Below are 16,109 nucleotides of genomic sequence, written 5' to 3' on the forward strand. Positions count from 1 at the left end.
CGGTACCAACCCCTTATCGGCCCGTTTCCGGCTGGTGAGACGGGCGGCTAAGGTCTCGCCACAGGTGACCTCTGTCACCGCGGATGTCCGCACCCATAGGACGAGGTGAAGCACCATGCGTGCATCAAGGCCGAAGGTCGCGATCGCGGCCGTTGCGGTCGCCACACTTGCGGTAGCCGGTTGCGCCGAAAGCGAGCGCGACGGGGGCTCTGGCCAGAGCACCAGAGACACCTTGGTCTTCGGTGTCGCCGGTGACCCAAAGGTGCTCGACCCCAGCCTCGCCAGCGATGGCGAGTCGCTGCGCGTGGCGCGGCAAGTCTTCGAAACCTTGGTGCGCCCCGAGGAGGGCGGCACGAAGGTCTCGCCGGGCCTCGCCGAGAGCTGGACGCCGGACTCCACCGGCACCGTCTGGACGTTCAAGCTGCGTTCGGGCGTGAAGTTCCACGATGGCGCGGAGTTCAACGCCGACGCCGTCTGCGTCAACTTCAACCGGTGGTACAACTCGACAGGGCTCATGCAGAGCCCCGACGTCACGGCCTACTGGCAGGACGTCATGGGTGGCTTCGCCAAGAACGAAGACCCCGAGCTGCCGCCGAGCCTCTTCAAGTCCTGCACGGCCAAGGACGCGACCACGGTCGACCTGGCCTTCACGCGGGTCTCCAGCAAGATCCCGGCCGCGCTGATGCTGCCTTCGTTCTCGATGCACAGCCCGAAGGCGCTCGAGCAGTACCAGGCCAGCAACGTCACGGGCAGCGCCGACGACATCAAGTACCCGTCGTACGCGATGGAGCACCCGACCGGCACCGGCCCGTTCAAGTTCAAGTCGTGGAACGTCGCTGACAAGACGCTCACCATCGAGCGCAACGACGACTACTGGGGCGACAAGGCCAAGCTGAAGTCGCTCGTGTTCCGCACGATCTCCGACGAGAACGCCCGCAAGCAGGCCCTCCGCTCCGGTGACATCCAGGGATACGACCTGGTTGGCCCGGCGGACGTCGAGCCGCTCAAGGGCGAGGGCTTCAACGTCCTGACCCGTCCGGCGTTCAACATCCTCTACCTGGCGATCAACCAGAAGGGGAACCCGAAGCTGGCCGACATCAAGGTCCGGCAGGCGATCGCGTACGCGTTGAACCGCAAGGCTCTGGTCGACTCCAAGCTCCCGCCGGGCGCCGAGGTGGCCACCCAGTTCATGCCGTCCACTGTGGAGGGCTGGAACGACTCGGTCACCAAGTACGACTACAACGTCGAGAAGGCCAAGCAGCTGCTCGCCGAGGCCGGCGCGACGAACCTGACCCTCCGGTTCTTCTACCCGACCGAGGTCACCCGGCCGTACATGCCGAGCCCGAAGGACCTCTTCGAGCTGCTGGCGGCCGACCTGCAGGCAGTTGGCATCAAGCTGGAGACCAAGGGTCTCAAGTGGAGCCCGGACTACCTGAACGCCGCCACCTCCGGCAGCGCGCACGACCTGCACATGCTCGGTTGGACCGGTGACTACGGCGACGGTTACAACTTCATCGGTACCTTCTTCGACCGGCCCAAGGACGAGTGGGGCTTCAACAACCCGGCCCTGTTCGAGAAGTTCAAGAAGGCGGACACGACGGCCGACCTGGCCGCTCGGACGGCGCTCTACAAGGAGCTCAACGCCGACATCATGAACTTCCTGCCCGGTGTGCCGATCTCGCACTCTCCTCCGGCTCTTGTCCTCGGTAAGGATGTGACCGGCGTGGTGGCCAGCCCGTTGACTGACGAGCGGTACTCCAAGGCCGAGTTCAAGTCCTGAAACATATAGATAGTTAGGAACGCGCGGGCGGGCGGCCACGATCTGGCGCCCGCCCACGCGGCCCTCCATACATCCACCGAGGCGCCCGTGTTCCGATTCATCGTCCGTCGCCTGTTACTGCTGATACCCACGCTGTTCGGGCTGTCGATCCTGCTGTTCATCTGGCTGCACCGCCTGCCGGGCGGCCCTGAGACAGCCATCCTCGGCGAGCGCGGCACGCCCGAGATGCGTGCCCAGATCCGGCGCAACCTTGGCCTCGACGAGCCGCTGCTCATCCAGTACGGGCGCTTCATGAAGCGGCTTCTCCAGTTCGACCTGGGAACGTCGATCTCCACGAAGCGCGAGGTGACGACCGAGTTTCTCCAGCGCTTCCCCGGCACTGTCGAGCTGACCATCACCGCGATGGTGATCGCGATCGGCATCGGTATCCCGCTCGGCTATCTGGCGGCCCGCCGCAATGGCTCGATCCTGGACTACGCCTCAGTGGGCGGATCGCTGCTCGGCACCTGCATCCCGATCTTCTTCCTGGCCTACGTGTTGAAGGCGATCTTCGCGGAGTCGCTCGGCTGGTTCCCGGCCATCGGCCGGCAGGACTCCAGCATCAACGCCACCCACCCCACGAACTTCTTCGTGCTCGACGGGCTGATGACCCGGGAGTGGGACGCCGCCGCCGACGCCATATGGCACCTGATCCTGCCGGGTCTCGCGCTGGCCAGCATCCCGCTCGCGATCATCGTGCGGATCACCCGGGCCAGCGTCCTGGAGGTGCTCGGCGAAGACTTCGTGCGCACCGCCGAGGCGAAAGGCCTGACCGAGCGGGTGGTACGCCGGCGGCACGTGCTGCGCAACGCGATGCTGCCGGTCGCGACGTCGATTGGCCTGCTCACCGGCCTGCTGCTGTCCGGTGCCGTGCTCACCGAGACCGTGTTCGGCTTCAGCGGGATCGGGCTGTTCCTCTACGAAGCAATCAGCAACCGGGACTATCCGGTGCTGCAGGGCTTTATCCTTCTCATTGCGGTGATCTTCACGCTGGTCAACCTGGCCGTCGACGTGTCATACAGCCTGATCGACCCGAGGGTGAGGGTGCGATGACGCTGGCATCGGGGCAGAAGAAGGAAAAGCTTGACCGGCTCGGCGAGCTGGCCGCGGTCCGCGACGACGAGCAGGGCGTCAGCCTGTGGCGCGACGCGTTCCGCCGGCTGCGGCGCAACCCCGCCGCCATCGTAGGCGCGATCATCCTGGCGCTGTTCGTCCTGGTCGCCATCGTCGGACCGTTCCTCGTCCCGTACGACCCGGCCGCACCGATCGGCGTTCAGGACGGCGTCGTCCGGTCCGGCCAGGGGATCATCCCCGGGCCGTCGAGCGACCATTGGCTCGGGTACGACCACCAGGGTCGAGACGAGTTCAGCCGGCTGATCGCGGGTTCGCGGCAGACGCTCATCGTCGGCGTGGTCTCCACCCTCATCGGGTTGACGGTCGGCGTACTGCTGGGCGGGCTCTCCGGCGCGGCCGCCGGACTCGGCGGCCGGTGGGGGCGCTGGGTCGACAACATCCTGATGCGGATCGTCGACATGCTCCTGTCGGTACCGGGCCTGCTGCTGGCGGTGAGCTTCGCGGCGATCCTGGGCCCGAGCCCCATCACGGTGATGATCGCCGTTGGTGCGGTGTCGGTGCCGATCTTCGCCCGCCTGCTGCGCGGCTCGATGATCGCGCAGTCGAACCGGGACTACGTGCTGGCGGCGACCTCGCTCGGGGTACGCCGCTGGAAGATCGCGATCAGCCACGTCATCCCGAACTCGCTGGCGCCGGTGATCGTCCAGGCCACTTTGACGCTGGCGACCGCGATCATCGAGGTCGCGGCCCTGTCCTTCCTCGGGCTGGGCACCCAGGTGCTCGGGCAGCCGGAGTGGGGCCTCATGCTGGCCGAGGCGCAGCAGTACCTCGGTATCCGGCCGGCGCTCGCGATCTACCCGGCGGTGGCGATCATCATCACCGCGTTCGGCTTCACGCTGCTGGGCGAGGCGATGCGCGAGGCCCTCGATCCCAAGTTGAGGAAATAAAGATGGCCCTGCTTGATGTCGAGGACCTGTCCGTCACCTTTCAGCGTCGCGGGCAGCGCACGGTTCACGCGGTCGACGGGGTGTCGTTCAGCGTGGACGCTGGCGAGGTCGTCGCCCTGGTCGGCGAGTCCGGCTGTGGAAAGAGCGTCACGTCGCTCGCCCTGATGGGACTGCTGCCCCGGCGCGGTGCGAAGGTCGGCGGCTCCGCGAACTTCGACGGCACCGACCTGCTCGCCCAGGACCAGCGATCCATGCGTGACATCCGCGGCAGAGACGTCGCGATGATCTTCCAGGACCCGCTCTCCTCGCTGAACCCGGTGATCCCGGTCGGCATACAGGTGACCGAGGTGCTGGTGCGGCACCGGGGGATGAGCGGCGACGCGGCGCGCAAGGAAGCCGCGGAGCTGCTCGACCGGGTCGGCATCCCGGATCCGCGGCGGCGCCTGAAGGAGTACCCACACCAGCTCTCCGGCGGGATGCGCCAGCGTGCGCTGATCGCCATCGCCGTGGCCTGCCGGCCACGGCTGCTGATCGCCGACGAGCCCACCACCGCGCTCGACGTGACCATCCAGGCCCAGATCCTCGAGCTCCTGAAGGAACTAGTACGGGACTCCAACACCGCCCTGATCATGATCACGCACGACCTCGGGGTGGTCGCCGGCATGTGCGACACGATCAACGTGCTCTACGCCGGTCGGGTGGTGGAGTCGGCGCAGCGGCGGGAGCTTTTCGCGGCGCCCCGGCACCCGTACACGGTGGGTCTGCTCCGGTCGATCCCGCGTCTCGACGCGGGGCGTGGCGAAAAGCTGACACCGATTCCCGGCTCGGTCCGCGACGTGCTGCCATGGGTGGAGGGCTGCGCCTTCGCACCCCGGTGCAATCGCCGGATCGACGCCTGTGTCGGCGCACCGCCCGCGATGGTGCCGACCCACACGGGTCACTCGTATCGCTGCGTCAACCCGGTGCCGGTGGAGGAGAAGCAGTGACTGAGCTAGCTGGGCCGCTGGTCGAGGTGCGAGACCTCAAGGTCCACTTTCCGATCACGACGGGCCTGATCTTCGACCGGGTGGTCGGGCACGTCATGGCCGTCGACGGCGTCGACCTGGCCGTACCGCGTGGCAAGACGTATGGGCTGGTGGGTGAGTCCGGGTGCGGCAAGTCGACGCTCGGCCGGGCCATTCTGCGGCTCACCGAGCCGACGGCGGGCACCGTCCACTTCGACGGCGTGGAGCTGACCAAGCTTCCAGCGGCCAAGATGCGCGGCATGCGGCGGCGCATGCAGATGATCTTCCAGGATCCGATGTCCAGCCTGGACCCTCGCCAGAACGTCGAGTCGATCCTGGTGGAGGGCCTGCAGGCGCACGGGATCGGCGCCGACCGCGCCGAGCGACGGAAGATCATCAGCAAGACGCTGGACGCGGTGGGGCTGCCGCAGTGGGCGCTCTCGCGGTACCCGCACGAGTTCTCCGGCGGGCAGCGGCAGCGCATCGGCATCGCGCGAGCGCTGGTGCTGGGGCCCGAGCTGATCGTGGCCGACGAGCCGGTCTCCGCGCTCGACGTGTCGATCCAGGCGCAGGTCATCAACCTGCTCGACGAGCTTCAAGACGAGCTGGGCCTGACGTACCTGGTGATCGCCCACGACCTCGCGGTGGTGCGGCACATCTCCGACGTCGTCGGCGTCATGTACCTCGGCGCGCTCGTCGAGGAGGCGCCCAGCGACCGGCTGTACCGGGAGCCGCTGCACCCGTACACGCGGGCGCTGATGTCGGCGGTGCCGGTGCCCGACCCGGAGGTGGAAGACCGTCGCGAGCGGATCCTGCTCGCCGGCGACCTGCCCTCACCAGCCAACCCGCCGGCGGGGTGCCGCTTTCACACGCGGTGCCCGTGGGCGCAGCCGACGCGCTGCGCCGACGAGCGGCCGGTTCTGCGCGACGTCGGCGGCACCCGCGTGGCGTGCCACTTCGCGGAGCAGATCCAGTCTGGCGAGCTGCGCCCGCACGAGGTGCGTGTCCAGCTGGTCCGGCCGGAAGGCGAGGGCGAGACGCCGGGCGTAGTGTCGGCACCGAGCGAGCCCGGATCGTACGTCTAGCGGGGTGCTTTAGCCCTCGGGACGGTTGAGGAGGCCGACCGCGATCGCGTGTACCGCGGCGAGGTCGGCCTCGTCTTTCAGCGTCGCGCGGCCACCGGTCACCGCGTACCACTCGTCAGCGTCCTTATATTGGACGCGGAGGGTGACCTGCCCCTCGGACAGCTCGGTGCGCAGCGTCAGCTCGCCGGTGACGACCCCGACCTCGTCGGTCATCACACCGCCGGGACCTGCGGTGATGTCGCTGGTCTGTTCGGCCATGACGCGAGTCTATGGCTTGGTGCCGGGGCATGTGCCCAACATGTCGGACAGCGCCGCCTTTTCCGCCGCCGTGACGGTGAGTCGCCAGAACGCCTTCACCGTGATCCAGTCCTGGGCGTACGTGCACCAGAAATCGCGGTTGGACGGCTTCCACTTTGACGGGTCCTGGTCGCCCTTGGCCCGGTTCGAACTGGCCGAGACCGCGATGAGCTGCGGCCGGGTCAGATCGTTGGCGAAGTCGGCGCGGCGCTCGTCGTCCCACTGGCTCGCGCCGGACCGCCACGCCTCGGCCAGCGGCACCATGTGGTCGATGTCCATATCGGACGGATCGTTGACGGTGCGCTTGTCGTACTCGCTGTACCACTTGCCGGCGATCACGTTGCAGCCGCTCAGCCGCACGTTGTCGCCGTCCCGTTCGAGCACCTTGTCGCGCACGTCGCAGTTCTTGCCGGTGCTCCGCCAGTGTGGAAAGCGGTCACGGCTGTAGCCGCGCATCGAACCGGCTTTGGCCTCGGTGAGCTGGCCGAGCAGGCGCGCGGAGTCGGTGGCGGCGGACGGCGCCGCCGTCGCTTCGCCGCTGATGTCGTCGGGCGGTACGCAGCCGGAGAGCACCAGCGCCAGGGCGCACAAAGTAAGGAGGGACCGCACACCACAAGCTTGCGGCCCAGGAGCAAGGCTGGCCAGCGCGCCACGCCGCTCCCATGATCAGGGCGTCCCTGAAGTTGCCCTAACGACTTGAGGGATGAATGGTCCGAGTCGCTGCGCGGCGCCTACGCACGACGAGGTAAGCGACTCGGACCGTTCACAGCCCTGATCAACGGAGAGAGGGTCAGCGGTTGACGGCGCTGGTAACGGCCTTGATGGAAGCGGTGACGATGTTGGGGTCGAGGCCGATGCCCCAGACGGTGCGACCGTCCACATCGCATTCGATGTAGGCCGCGGCCTGCGCGTCGCCGCCGGCGGACATGGCGTGCTCGTGGTAGTCCAACAGGCGTACCTGCACGCCAATCGACTGCAGAGCGTTGATGTACGCGTCGATGGGGCCGTTGCCGACCGCGGCGACCGAGCGGGCCGAGCCGTCGAACTCGATGTCGGCGGTGATCTCCACCTTGCCGTCGATGGTGGCCACCCGATAGTCGTTCATGGCGACCCGCCCGGCACCGAAGTACTCGGCCGCGAAGATGCCCCACATCCGGCCGGGCTCGACCTCGCCGCCCTCGTTGTCGGTGTACTGCTGCACGACGCCGGAGAACTCGATCTGCAGCCGCCGCGGCAGGTCGAGGTGGTGCTCCTCCTTCATGATGTACGCCACGCCGCCCTTGCCGGACTGCGAGTTGACCCGGATGACGGCCTCGTAGCTGCGGCCCAGGTCCTTCGGGTCGATCGGCAGGTAAGGCACCGCCCAGTCGTACTTGTCGATCTCCACGCCGGCGGTCGCCGAGTCAGCGGCCAGCGCGTCGAAGCCCTTCTTGATGGCGTCCTGGTGGGAGCCCGAGAAGGCGGTGTAGACCAGGTCACCGGCGTACGGGTGGCGCTCGTGAACTGGCAGCTGGTTGCAGTACTCGACGGTCCGCTTGATCTCGTCGATGTTGCTGAAGTCGATCTGTGGATCGATGCCCTGCGAGAACAGGTTCAGGCCCAGCGTCACCAGGTCGACGTTGCCGGTGCGCTCACCGTTGCCGAACAGGCAACCCTCGACCCGGTCGGCGCCGGCCAGCAGGCCCAGCTCGGCGGCGGCGACGCCGGTGCCGCGGTCGTTGTGCGGGTGCAGGGACAGCACGACGGAGTCACGGCGCGGCAGGTGCCGGTGCATCCACTCGATCGAGTCCGCGTACACGTTGGGCGTGGCCATCTCGACGGTGGCCGGCAGGTTGATGATCAGCGGACGGTCGGGCGTGGGGTCCACCACGTCGATGACCGCGCTGCAGATCTCCAGCGCGTAGTCCAGCTCGGTGCCGGTGTACGACTCCGGGGAGTACTCGTAGAAGATGTCGGTGTCCGGCGTGTGGATCTCGGCGTACTTCTTGCACAGCCGAGCCGCGGACGTGGCGATGTCGGTGATGCCGTCGCGGTCCAGGCCGAACACGACGCGGCGCTGTAACACCGAGGTCGAGTTGTAGAAGTGGACGATGGCCCGCTTGGCGCCGCGGATCGACTCGAAGGTGCGGTCGATCAGGTGCTCCCGGCACTGCACCAGGACCTGGATGGTGACGTCGTCGGGGATCAGATCCTGCTCGATGAGCTGGCGTACGAAGTCGTAGTCGGTCTGGCTCGCCGACGGGAAGCCGACCTCGATCTCCTTGTAGCCCATCTGCACCAGCAGGTTGAACATGCGGCGCTTGCGCTCGGGCGACATCGGGTCGATCAGGGCCTGGTTGCCGTCGCGCAGGTCGACGGCGCACCAGCGGGGCGCCACCTCCACCCGGCGGGTCGGCCACTGGCGGTCGGGCAGGTCGATGGCGAACTGCTGGTGGTACGGCTGGTAGCGCTGGAACGGCATGCGGCTCGGGCTCTGCCGAGCAATGGGGTCAGCGCCGGCTACTTCTGACACGGAAGGCTCCTTGAGGAAGTCATGTGACTGGGTCTCGAACGGGCAAGACCGGCGCGCACGCCAAGACTCCGCGACGAGGTGCCGGCCTAGAGGGCCTCGTCGCGGCGGCGAAGAAGGAGCGCCTGCCACATGACAAACGACACTCTAGGTGATCGCCGCGCCGATTGCCAGCTCGGAGCGTGGGCGGCGGCGACGCAGAGTGATCTCAAGGGTCCGCAGGTCGGGTGGGAGTGACCCCGGGTCACCGAGGCGGCCGATCGCTAGAACGACCTTGGGAAGCAGATCGTCGGGCAGGTCGAGGTCGGCGCGCAGGCCACCGCGATCGATGCCCGTGATCTGGTGGACGTGCAGGCGCAGCGCCGTCGCCTGTACTGAGAGATGCGCCACAGCCTGCCCCAGGTCGTACGCCGCGTGGGGCGTGCCGGGGTCGACGACGTATCCGGCGACGATCAGCGCGGACGCGCTGCCTGCCCACCGCTGGCTGGCGGCGGCGAGGTTGGTGAAGATCCGTTTATGCGTCTCGGTGTGGCGCCGGCCCACCAGGAAGCGCCACGGCTGGCTGTTTCCCACCGATGGCGCCCAACGGGCGGCCTCCAGGAGCGAGGCGATGTCATGGTCGGCCAGCTGGGCGGCCGGGTCGAACGCACGCGGACTCCACCGAGTCGCGAGCAAGGGGTGTAGCTCGGACATGGCGCCGAGTGTGCCCCAATGGGCGGTTGGTCACCACCCCGGGGTCACTTGGCGTGTCCATAACCCGACGACACGTGATCGCATTCACCCGTTCGGGGACGGACTCGACTCGCTCGGAGATGGCTCCGCGGTGGGCGTCGGCGGTGCCGCCATGCCGAGCGGTTCGCCGTTGACGATCGACCCGGCGAGGGTGATCGTGGCCGGTGCCGCCGCGGGCGGGTTCGTGAGCTTCAGCGTGCCGTACGCCAGCCGGGCGGCGGTCAGTGTGCCATCGCCGTCGTAGCAGTAGATGCCCACGTCGAGCGGCGCCTTCAACGAGGTGGTCGTCGACTCGACGGAAAAGCAGGTGCCCTGGGCGCCGGAGATCGGCTTGGTGACCGATACCGCCAGCGGCGCGTCCCGGTCGATCAGCACCTCCCGCGAGTCGGTGAACGGATGCCATACGCGCGGGTCGACCTTGGCGTCCACGCGACCGCCGGGCTTGGCCACCCGCACGCACGTGGGCTGCAGCGGCCGGGACGACGACGGCAGCGCGCACTGGTAGATGCCCTCGCCGTTCTGGGCCATCGACACGTCGGCGGTGCCACCGAGTGCCGCCTCCGGGATGTCGATCCGCCAACTCCCGTCCGTGGCGCTCGTCACCACGACGGTCCGGTCCGGCCGTCCGGAGACCGAGAGCGTGTAGGTCGCGGTGAGCTTGCGGTCCTTCGCCGCCGCGGCGAGTCCGGCCAGCTGCTGGCGCGCGTCACCGGCACCTGTCGCCGCAGGTGGCGCCGGGGCTGTCGCCGCAGGTGCCGGATCATCCGAACCGCAGGCCGTCAGCGCGATCAGACCAGCGATCACGCCGGCGCCGAGGGGTCCGCGGAAGATGGCGGAGCGCACACTCACGTTCACATTCTCGGGCCGGATTTCCGTGTGGGCCGTTGACACGCCGGAGGGCGGGCGCTGGTTGCGGGCCGGATGCTGGGATCGCGTGTTCGCGTGGTCACTGCGCGCCGGTACCCTGGGGGCGACTTACTCGGCGCCGCCGGTCCGCCCGGCGGCGCTTGGCACGAAGGGGCGAACTGCCGTGGCGCTGGTGGTGCAGAAGTACGGTGGCTCCTCGGTCGCCGACGCCGAACGCATCAAGCGGGTCGCCGAGCGCATCGTCGCCGCGCGCAAGGCCGGCGACGACGTGGTCGTCGTGGTCTCCGCGATGGGCGACACCACCGACGAGCTGCTCGACCTGGCGCACCAGGTGAGCCCGCTGCCCGCCGGGCGCGAGCTCGACATGCTGCTCACCGCGGGCGAGCGGATCTCCATGGCGCTGCTCGCGATGGCGATCCAGAACCTCGGGTACGAGGCGCGCTCTTACACCGGCTCGCAGGCGGGGGTCATCACCACGTCGGTGCACGGGCGGGCCCGGATCATCGACGTGACGCCGGGCCGGCTGCGCGGCGCGCTCGACGAGGGCGCGATCGCGATCGTCGCCGGCTTCCAGGGCGTCTCCCAGGACACCAAAGACATCACGACGCTGGGCCGCGGTGGGTCGGACACCACTGCGGTGGCACTCGCCGCAGCGCTGCACGCGGACGTCTGCGAGATCTATACGGACGTCGACGGCGTCTTCACCGCAGACCCGCGGATCGTGCCCAATGCACGCCATATCCGGCAGATCACGTACGAAGAGATGCTGGAGCTAGCGGCGTGCGGCACGAAGGTGCTGCACTTGCGCAGCGTGGAATATGCGCGCCGGGCGGGGCTGCCGATCCACGTCCGCTCGTCGTACTCGTACAACACCGGCACCATGGTCACCGGAGCGATGGAGGACCTTCCGTTGGAGCAGGCACTGATCACCGGGGTCGCCCACGAACGCAGCGAGGCGAAGATCACGATCGTCGCTGTACCGGACGAGCCGGGTGCGGCCGCGCGGATCTTCGAGACGGTCGCCAACGCGGAGATCAATCTCGACATGATCGTGCAGAACGTCTCCACCGAGGGGACCGGTCGCACGGATATCTCGTTCACGCTTCCCAAGGCCGACGGGCCGACGGCGATGGCCGCGCTCAGCAAGATCCAGGAACCCGTGAAGTTCAAGGGTCTCCTTTACGACGACCATGTCGGTAAGGTGTCGCTGATCGGAGCGGGCATGCGGTCGCACCCCGGCGTCGCGGCGAGTTTCTTCGCGGCGCTCGGCGAGGCAGGCGTCAACATCGAGATGATCTCCACATCGGAGATCCGGGTGTCGGTGGTCTGCCGCGACACCGACCTCGACGCGGCCGTGCGCGCTGTTCACGAAGCTTTCGACCTCGGCGGTACGGAGGAAGCGGTCGTATACGCCGGGACGGGGAGGTAAAGCTCCTATGGCCGGACCCACGCTGGCTGTCGTCGGGGCGACCGGAGCCGTCGGCACCGTCATGTGCGAGCTGCTCTCGTCGCGGCGAAACGTCTGGGGCGAGATCCGCATGGTGGCCTCGGCGCGTTCGGCCGGTAAGAAGATCATGTGTCGGGGCGAGGAGCTGACGGTTCAGGCGCTCGCTCCCGAGGTGTTCGACGGTGTCGACGTGGCCATGTTCGACGTGCCCGACGAGGTGTCCGCGGAGTGGGCGCCGGTCGCGACCGCCCGCGGCGCGGTGGTGGTCGACAACTCCGGCGCGTTCCGCATGGACAGGGACGTGCCGCTCGTCGTTCCCGAGATCAACCCGGAGCAGGTACGCAACCGGCCCAAGGGCATCATCGCCAACGCCAACTGCACCACGCTCGCCATGATCGTGGCGGTGGCGCCGCTGCACCGGGAGTACGGCCTGCGCGAGCTGGTGCTCGCCTCGTACCAGGCGGTTTCCGGCGCCGGCCAGGTCGGCGTCGACACGCTGCACGACCAGCTCGCGAAGATCGCCGGTGACCGGGTGCTCGGTTCGCGGCCCGGCAACGTCCGGCAAGCCGTGGGCGACGACCTCGGACCGTTCCCGGCTCCGCTCGCGCTCAACGTCGTGCCGTGGGCCGGGTCACTCAAGGACGCCGGCTGGTCGTCCGAGGAGCTGAAGCTCCGCAACGAGTCGCGCAAGATCCTTGGCCTGCCAGACCTGAAGGTCTCGGCCACGTGCGTGCGCGTACCGGTCGTGACCGGTCATTCCGTGGCTGTGCACGCTGTTTTCGGCACCGAGGTCGACGCCGAGGGAGCCCGCGAGGCGGTGCGCAACGCGCCCGGCGTGATCCTGGTCGACGACCCGGCCGCCGGGGAGTTCCCGATGCCGATCGACGCGGTCGGCACCGACCCGTCGTGGGTGGGCCGGCTGCGGCGCTCGATGGACGACCCGCGCGCGCTCGACCTCTTCGTCACCGGCGACAACCTGCGCAAGGGCGCGGCACTCAACACAGCCCAGATCGCGGAGCTGCTCGCGGTGGAGCTGGCGCGCTAAACCCCGCCGTGATCAGGGCGTCCCTGAAGCTGCTCTAACGACTTGAGGGACGCCCTGATCACGGCGAGTCGGCGAGGCGGACGCCGTCGCGGCCCTCGCGCTTGACGTCGTAGAGCGCGGCGTCGGCCCGTCGCAGGGTCAGCTCGGGCGCCTCACCGCGGCGACGCAGGGCGACGCCGACGCTGACGGTACGGCCGATCGTGCGGGCCGCCGACACGAGGCGCTCGCCGATCCCGGTCGCCTCGTCGGGGCGCGCCACGTCGACCACCGCGACGAACTCGTCGCCGCCGATCCGGTACAGCTCGTCGCCGTGGCGCAGTGCGCTCTGCAGCGCCCGGGCCATCTCAACTAGCACCTGGTCGCCCGCCTGGTGGCCGTACGTGTCGTTGATGGTCTTGAACTGGTCGACGTCGATCGCGAGCAGGGCGGTGCGGTCCGGGGTGGCCCGTGCGATCCGCTCGCCGAACGAGCCCTGGTGCCGCAGGCCGGTCAGCGGATCGGAGGTGGCGCGCTCGCGCAGGTGCTCCAGCGTCTTGAGGCGGTCGAGGCAGGTCCACGCCTGGGTGGCCAGCAGCTCGACGAGGTTGACGGTCGCGGGGTCGGGCGTCACCACGCCCTCGTCGACGATCAGCAGGACGGCACCGATGTCGACCGGGCCGACCGGTACCGCGATCATCGATCGGACGCCCGCGTCGACCAGCTCCTCGAACCCGTGCGCGTCCAACGACGCGGGATCGCCGATCGTGTACGAGGTGCCGTGCCGCCGCGCACGCGCCACCGTACGGGTGCCGAGCCGGGCCCGCAGGCGCTGGCCCAGCGGCCCATCCACGCCGTACAGCCGGGCGCCGACCCGGGTGGGTACGGCCAGTACGGGCGTCGACAGGCCAGACACGTCGCGAGCCGCCTCGACGACGGTCGACAGCAGCTCACGGTCGCTTCCCGCCGCGGTCAGCGCCACGGCGTGCCGCAGCAGGCGCTCACCACGGCTCTCCGCTGGCGGGCCGCCGAGCTGAGCGATGCGCTCGCCGAGCAGCTCCGCGATCTGCTCGGCGAGGTCGCGCCACAGGTCGGCGTCGACAGGTTCGGTCCACTCCAGATTGAGAGCGCCGATCGGCTGGCCGGAGGGGGCGAGGATCGGGGCGCAGACCTCCACGGCGACCTCTGGCCCGAGCGAGATGTAGTCGGGGTCGTTTCCGACTGCCAAGAGCACCTCGGACTTTCCCGACGTGAACGCGCGGCCAGCGACCCCTTCCGCGGGCCGGATCGACGAGTACACCTGCCACGAGCCGGCCGCCGCGACGCACCGGAGGCGGTCGTGGACGTGAAGCAGGGTGGCGATCATGGCGGGCGTGTGGCGGCTGGCGGCGTCTACCGCGAGCGCGCACGCCTCTGAGACGGTCGCCGCCGTTGCCAGGCGCGCCGCCACATCGGAAAGCAGCAGATCAGGAGGCACGAGGGCGTCAACGATACTCACCGTGCCTGCGTGAGAACTGTGGAGTGACCGAGTTCACCGCACAAAGGTGAACAGGCGTTTCCTGGATGCGAAAGGGTTCGGCGGGTCGATCAGCGTGTGGACGCCCATACCGTATGGCTCGGACGGATCGGACAGGAACCGGAGCGCGAAGCCGCTCGCCGCGAACCAGTCGCACACGGTCGGTACGAGGTCGGGCGCTTCTCGGGTGCGGGTCCAGATCACCGTGGCGCCCGGGGCGCACAGCCTCGGCAGGAAGTCGATCGTCTGCCGGATGTCGAGGTCGGTGATGTTGCCGAAGACGCCGCAGGCCAGTACCAGATCAGCTGGCGTCGCTCCCGCGTAGCTGTCGCTCTCGCCCGCGTCGGCTTCGCGCACCTCCAGGCCGGTCAGGCCGGCGGCGACGACGGACGCCCTGGCGTCCGCCGCCAGCCGCGGGTCGAGCTCGACCAGCCGGCCGCTCACATCGTGCCGGCGGGGGTGGTCGGTCAGGACGCCGAGCAGGTCACGCCCCTGGCCGGCGCACATGCTGAGCAGGCGCACCGGCCCGGGCGGCCGTTCGTCGAGATAGGCGCGGATCTGTCGCTGTACCGCGGCGAGGCGCTGGGACAGGGCGGAAGAGGGGTCGGCGTAGTCCTCGTGCCACTGAACCCAGTCGCGCCCGCGCACGTCAGGACCGGTCGGATCGGTTACCCGGGATGCCAGCGGGGCCGCCCGGTGCCGGGGTGACCGGTGCCGGCAGCTCGTCGGTCAGCACGCCGCCGTCCTTGCGGGCCGGGGCGGGGTTGTGCGCCGGGGCAGGGCTGGCGGGGCCGCCGCCGGAGCGGTGCGCGCCACCGCTGGCGGCCCGGCGGCCGAGCACGAAGGCGTAGATCACCAGGAGCAGGCCGATGATCGCGAGGCCGAGCGGCGCCCAGATGCTGATCAGGTTGAGCTGTGCCCGGTTGGAGCCGGCGCGGTCAGCGGCCTTGGTGATCGTCTCTTGGTTGTACTCGAAGTCGGCGTCCAGCAGGACGGTCGACGCCCCGGTCGCCGGCACGAGCTCCTTGTGCTGCTCCTCGCGCACCTTGATGTACATGCCGGTGGTCGGCTCGACCCACAGGGTGCGGGTGTTGCTGTACATGACCTGCCCGCTGGTCGCCTCCGGGGCGAAGCGGCCCAGCAGCACGGACATGCTCTCGGTGCTGACGTTCTTGGCCGGCTGCTCCGCGACGACCTGCTCGAAGCGGTAGACCTCGACACCCTCGATCGTCTCGGTGCCCTTGAACTCCGCCGGGAGCGACGTGCGCAGGTCACGGTCCCAGACCTGGTAGGTCCGCTTCTCCGTGCCGAAGGGGAACTTGTAGATCTGCCCGACGAACTTCACGTTGCCCGGGTCGTCCGCCGCGACCGCCTCGGCCAGCCACTGGCCGTCCCAGTCGGCCGGAGCGCCGGAGCGCCGGTTGAGGGCCAGCTCTGCCGAGTACTTGCTGATCTCGTACTGGTCGTCGGTGCGGATCACGTTCTGGTACGCGTCCCAGACCACCACGTTGCCCTTGAGGTCTTCGGGCAGCTTCTCGGTCTCCATCGGGTCCGGGATGATCTCGATGGTCGACCGGAGGGTGGCCTGCTTGACCTCGACCTGGCCGGGCTTGATCTCCAGGAAGGTCGCGTTGGGCGCCTCGGCGACCGAGGTCGACGGGTCGAGGTCGTAGGGCAGCTGCTTGAGTGAGGGAGCGATGACGAAAGCCAAGGCGGCGGCTGCCACCAGCAGAAACACGCCAGCGCCGAAGATCACGGCACCTATGACGCGGATCTTCATAAGTCCACTCC

14 protein-coding genes and 1 pseudogene are annotated in these 16,109 nt (G+C 68.8%); 7 read left to right on the top strand and 8 right to left on the bottom strand.

The features are described from left to right. Window positions 1-115 precede the first annotated feature (115 nt). The 5 genes from QMG73_RS15115 (at window position 116) to QMG73_RS15135 (ending at window position 5,929) form a co-directional block, all read left to right on the top strand. The gene (locus QMG73_RS15115; RefSeq protein WP_281895893.1) at window positions 116-1,780 is read left to right on the top strand and encodes an ABC transporter substrate-binding protein; all 1,665 of its coding nucleotides are present in this window, start codon (window positions 116-118) and stop codon (window positions 1,778-1,780) included. A gap of 87 nt (window positions 1,781-1,867) precedes the next feature. Beyond that, a complete protein-coding gene (locus tag QMG73_RS15120; RefSeq protein WP_281895895.1) occupies window positions 1,868-2,872 on the top strand; it encodes an ABC transporter permease in 1,005 nt (334 codons plus the stop codon). Next, a complete protein-coding gene (locus QMG73_RS15125) occupies window positions 2,869-3,840 on the top strand; it encodes an ABC transporter permease (protein ID WP_281895896.1) in 972 nt (323 codons plus the stop codon). Before QMG73_RS15120 ends, QMG73_RS15125 begins: the two co-directional genes overlap by 4 nt. Before the next feature lie 2 nt (window positions 3,841-3,842). Then, window positions 3,843-4,826 carry an ABC transporter ATP-binding protein gene (locus QMG73_RS15130; RefSeq protein ID WP_281895898.1) on the top strand — a complete coding sequence of 328 codons (984 nt, stop codon included), beginning with the start codon at window positions 3,843-3,845 and terminating at the stop codon, window positions 4,824-4,826. Continuing rightward, window positions 4,823-5,929 (top strand): ABC transporter ATP-binding protein, encoded by a 1,107-nt coding sequence (locus QMG73_RS15135; protein WP_281895900.1) that lies wholly within the window; start codon window positions 4,823-4,825, stop codon window positions 5,927-5,929. The genes QMG73_RS15130 and QMG73_RS15135 overlap by 4 nt, the downstream gene beginning before the upstream one ends. Window positions 5,930-5,938: 9 nt before the next feature. On the opposite strand, the pseudogene QMG73_RS15140 reads toward QMG73_RS15135, so the two are convergent. The 5 genes and pseudogenes from QMG73_RS15140 to QMG73_RS15160 form a co-directional block, all read right to left on the bottom strand. Beyond that, window positions 5,939-6,166, bottom strand: a pseudogene (locus tag QMG73_RS15140) (hypothetical protein); the annotation flags it as partial. 30 nt (window positions 6,167-6,196) lie between these two features. Continuing rightward, a complete protein-coding gene (locus QMG73_RS15145; RefSeq protein WP_407676804.1) occupies window positions 6,197-6,835 on the bottom strand; it encodes a GmrSD restriction endonuclease domain-containing protein in 639 nt (212 codons plus the stop codon). 181 nt (window positions 6,836-7,016) lie between these two features. Further along, on the bottom strand, window positions 7,017-8,687 hold the full coding sequence (leuA, locus tag QMG73_RS15150; RefSeq protein WP_281895995.1) for a 2-isopropylmalate synthase: 1,671 nt from the start codon (window positions 8,685-8,687) through the stop codon (window positions 7,017-7,019). Window positions 8,688-8,882: 195 nt separating this feature from the next. Continuing rightward, on the bottom strand, window positions 8,883-9,428 hold the full coding sequence (locus tag QMG73_RS15155) for a nitroreductase family protein (RefSeq protein ID WP_281895902.1): 546 nt from the start codon (window positions 9,426-9,428) through the stop codon (window positions 8,883-8,885). 84 nt (window positions 9,429-9,512) lie between these two features. Continuing rightward, entirely contained in the window at window positions 9,513-10,316 is an 804-nt protein-coding gene (locus QMG73_RS15160) for a hypothetical protein (protein ID WP_281895904.1), read from the bottom strand. Between the two features lie 181 nt (window positions 10,317-10,497). On the opposite strand from QMG73_RS15160, the gene QMG73_RS15165 reads away from it, so the two are divergent. Further along, the gene (locus QMG73_RS15165; RefSeq protein ID WP_281895906.1) at window positions 10,498-11,763 is read left to right on the top strand and encodes an aspartate kinase; all 1,266 of its coding nucleotides are present in this window, start codon (window positions 10,498-10,500) and stop codon (window positions 11,761-11,763) included. A 7-nt stretch (window positions 11,764-11,770) separates the two neighbouring features. Next, window positions 11,771-12,826: an aspartate-semialdehyde dehydrogenase gene (locus QMG73_RS15170; RefSeq protein WP_281895907.1), complete on the top strand. Its 1,056-nt coding sequence runs from the start codon at window positions 11,771-11,773 to the stop codon at window positions 12,824-12,826. 58 nt (window positions 12,827-12,884) lie between these two features. Here the strand turns inward: QMG73_RS15170 and QMG73_RS15175 are convergent, their stop codons facing one another. Genes QMG73_RS15175 through QMG73_RS15185 form a run of 3 tightly spaced genes read right to left on the bottom strand, consistent with a single transcriptional unit; the run spans window position 12,885 to window position 16,098 of the window. Next, the gene (locus tag QMG73_RS15175; protein WP_281895997.1) at window positions 12,885-14,279 is read right to left on the bottom strand and encodes a GGDEF domain-containing protein; all 1,395 of its coding nucleotides are present in this window, start codon (window positions 14,277-14,279) and stop codon (window positions 12,885-12,887) included. A gap of 54 nt (window positions 14,280-14,333) precedes the next feature. Further along, on the bottom strand, window positions 14,334-14,966 hold the full coding sequence (locus QMG73_RS15180) for a class I SAM-dependent methyltransferase (protein WP_281895909.1): 633 nt from the start codon (window positions 14,964-14,966) through the stop codon (window positions 14,334-14,336). 1 nt (window position 14,967) lies between these two features. Continuing rightward, window positions 14,968-16,098 (bottom strand): DUF3068 domain-containing protein, encoded by a 1,131-nt coding sequence (locus tag QMG73_RS15185; RefSeq protein ID WP_281895911.1) that lies wholly within the window; start codon window positions 16,096-16,098, stop codon window positions 14,968-14,970. Window positions 16,099-16,109 lie beyond the last annotated feature (11 nt).

This window comes from Phytohabitans aurantiacus, from assembly GCF_027923225.1.
Lineage (GTDB): Bacteria > Actinomycetota > Actinomycetes > Mycobacteriales > Micromonosporaceae > Phytohabitans > Phytohabitans aurantiacus.

Coding starts and splice junctions, on each gene's coding strand:
- QMG73_RS15170 (WP_281895907.1), top strand. CDS start 11,771: ATGGCCGGACCCACGCTGGCTGTCGTCGGGGCGACCGGAGCCGTCGGC.
- QMG73_RS15125 (WP_281895896.1), top strand. CDS start 2,869: ATGACGCTGGCATCGGGGCAGAAGAAGGAAAAGCTTGACCGGCTCGGC.
- leuA (WP_281895995.1), bottom strand. CDS start 8,687: ATGCCGTTCCAGCGCTACCAGCCGTACCACCAGCAGTTCGCCATCGAC.
- QMG73_RS15115 (WP_281895893.1), top strand. CDS start 116: ATGCGTGCATCAAGGCCGAAGGTCGCGATCGCGGCCGTTGCGGTCGCC.
- QMG73_RS15130 (WP_281895898.1), top strand. CDS start 3,843: ATGGCCCTGCTTGATGTCGAGGACCTGTCCGTCACCTTTCAGCGTCGC.
- QMG73_RS15185 (WP_281895911.1), bottom strand. CDS start 16,098: ATGAAGATCCGCGTCATAGGTGCCGTGATCTTCGGCGCTGGCGTGTTT.
- QMG73_RS15155 (WP_281895902.1), bottom strand. CDS start 9,428: ATGTCCGAGCTACACCCCTTGCTCGCGACTCGGTGGAGTCCGCGTGCG.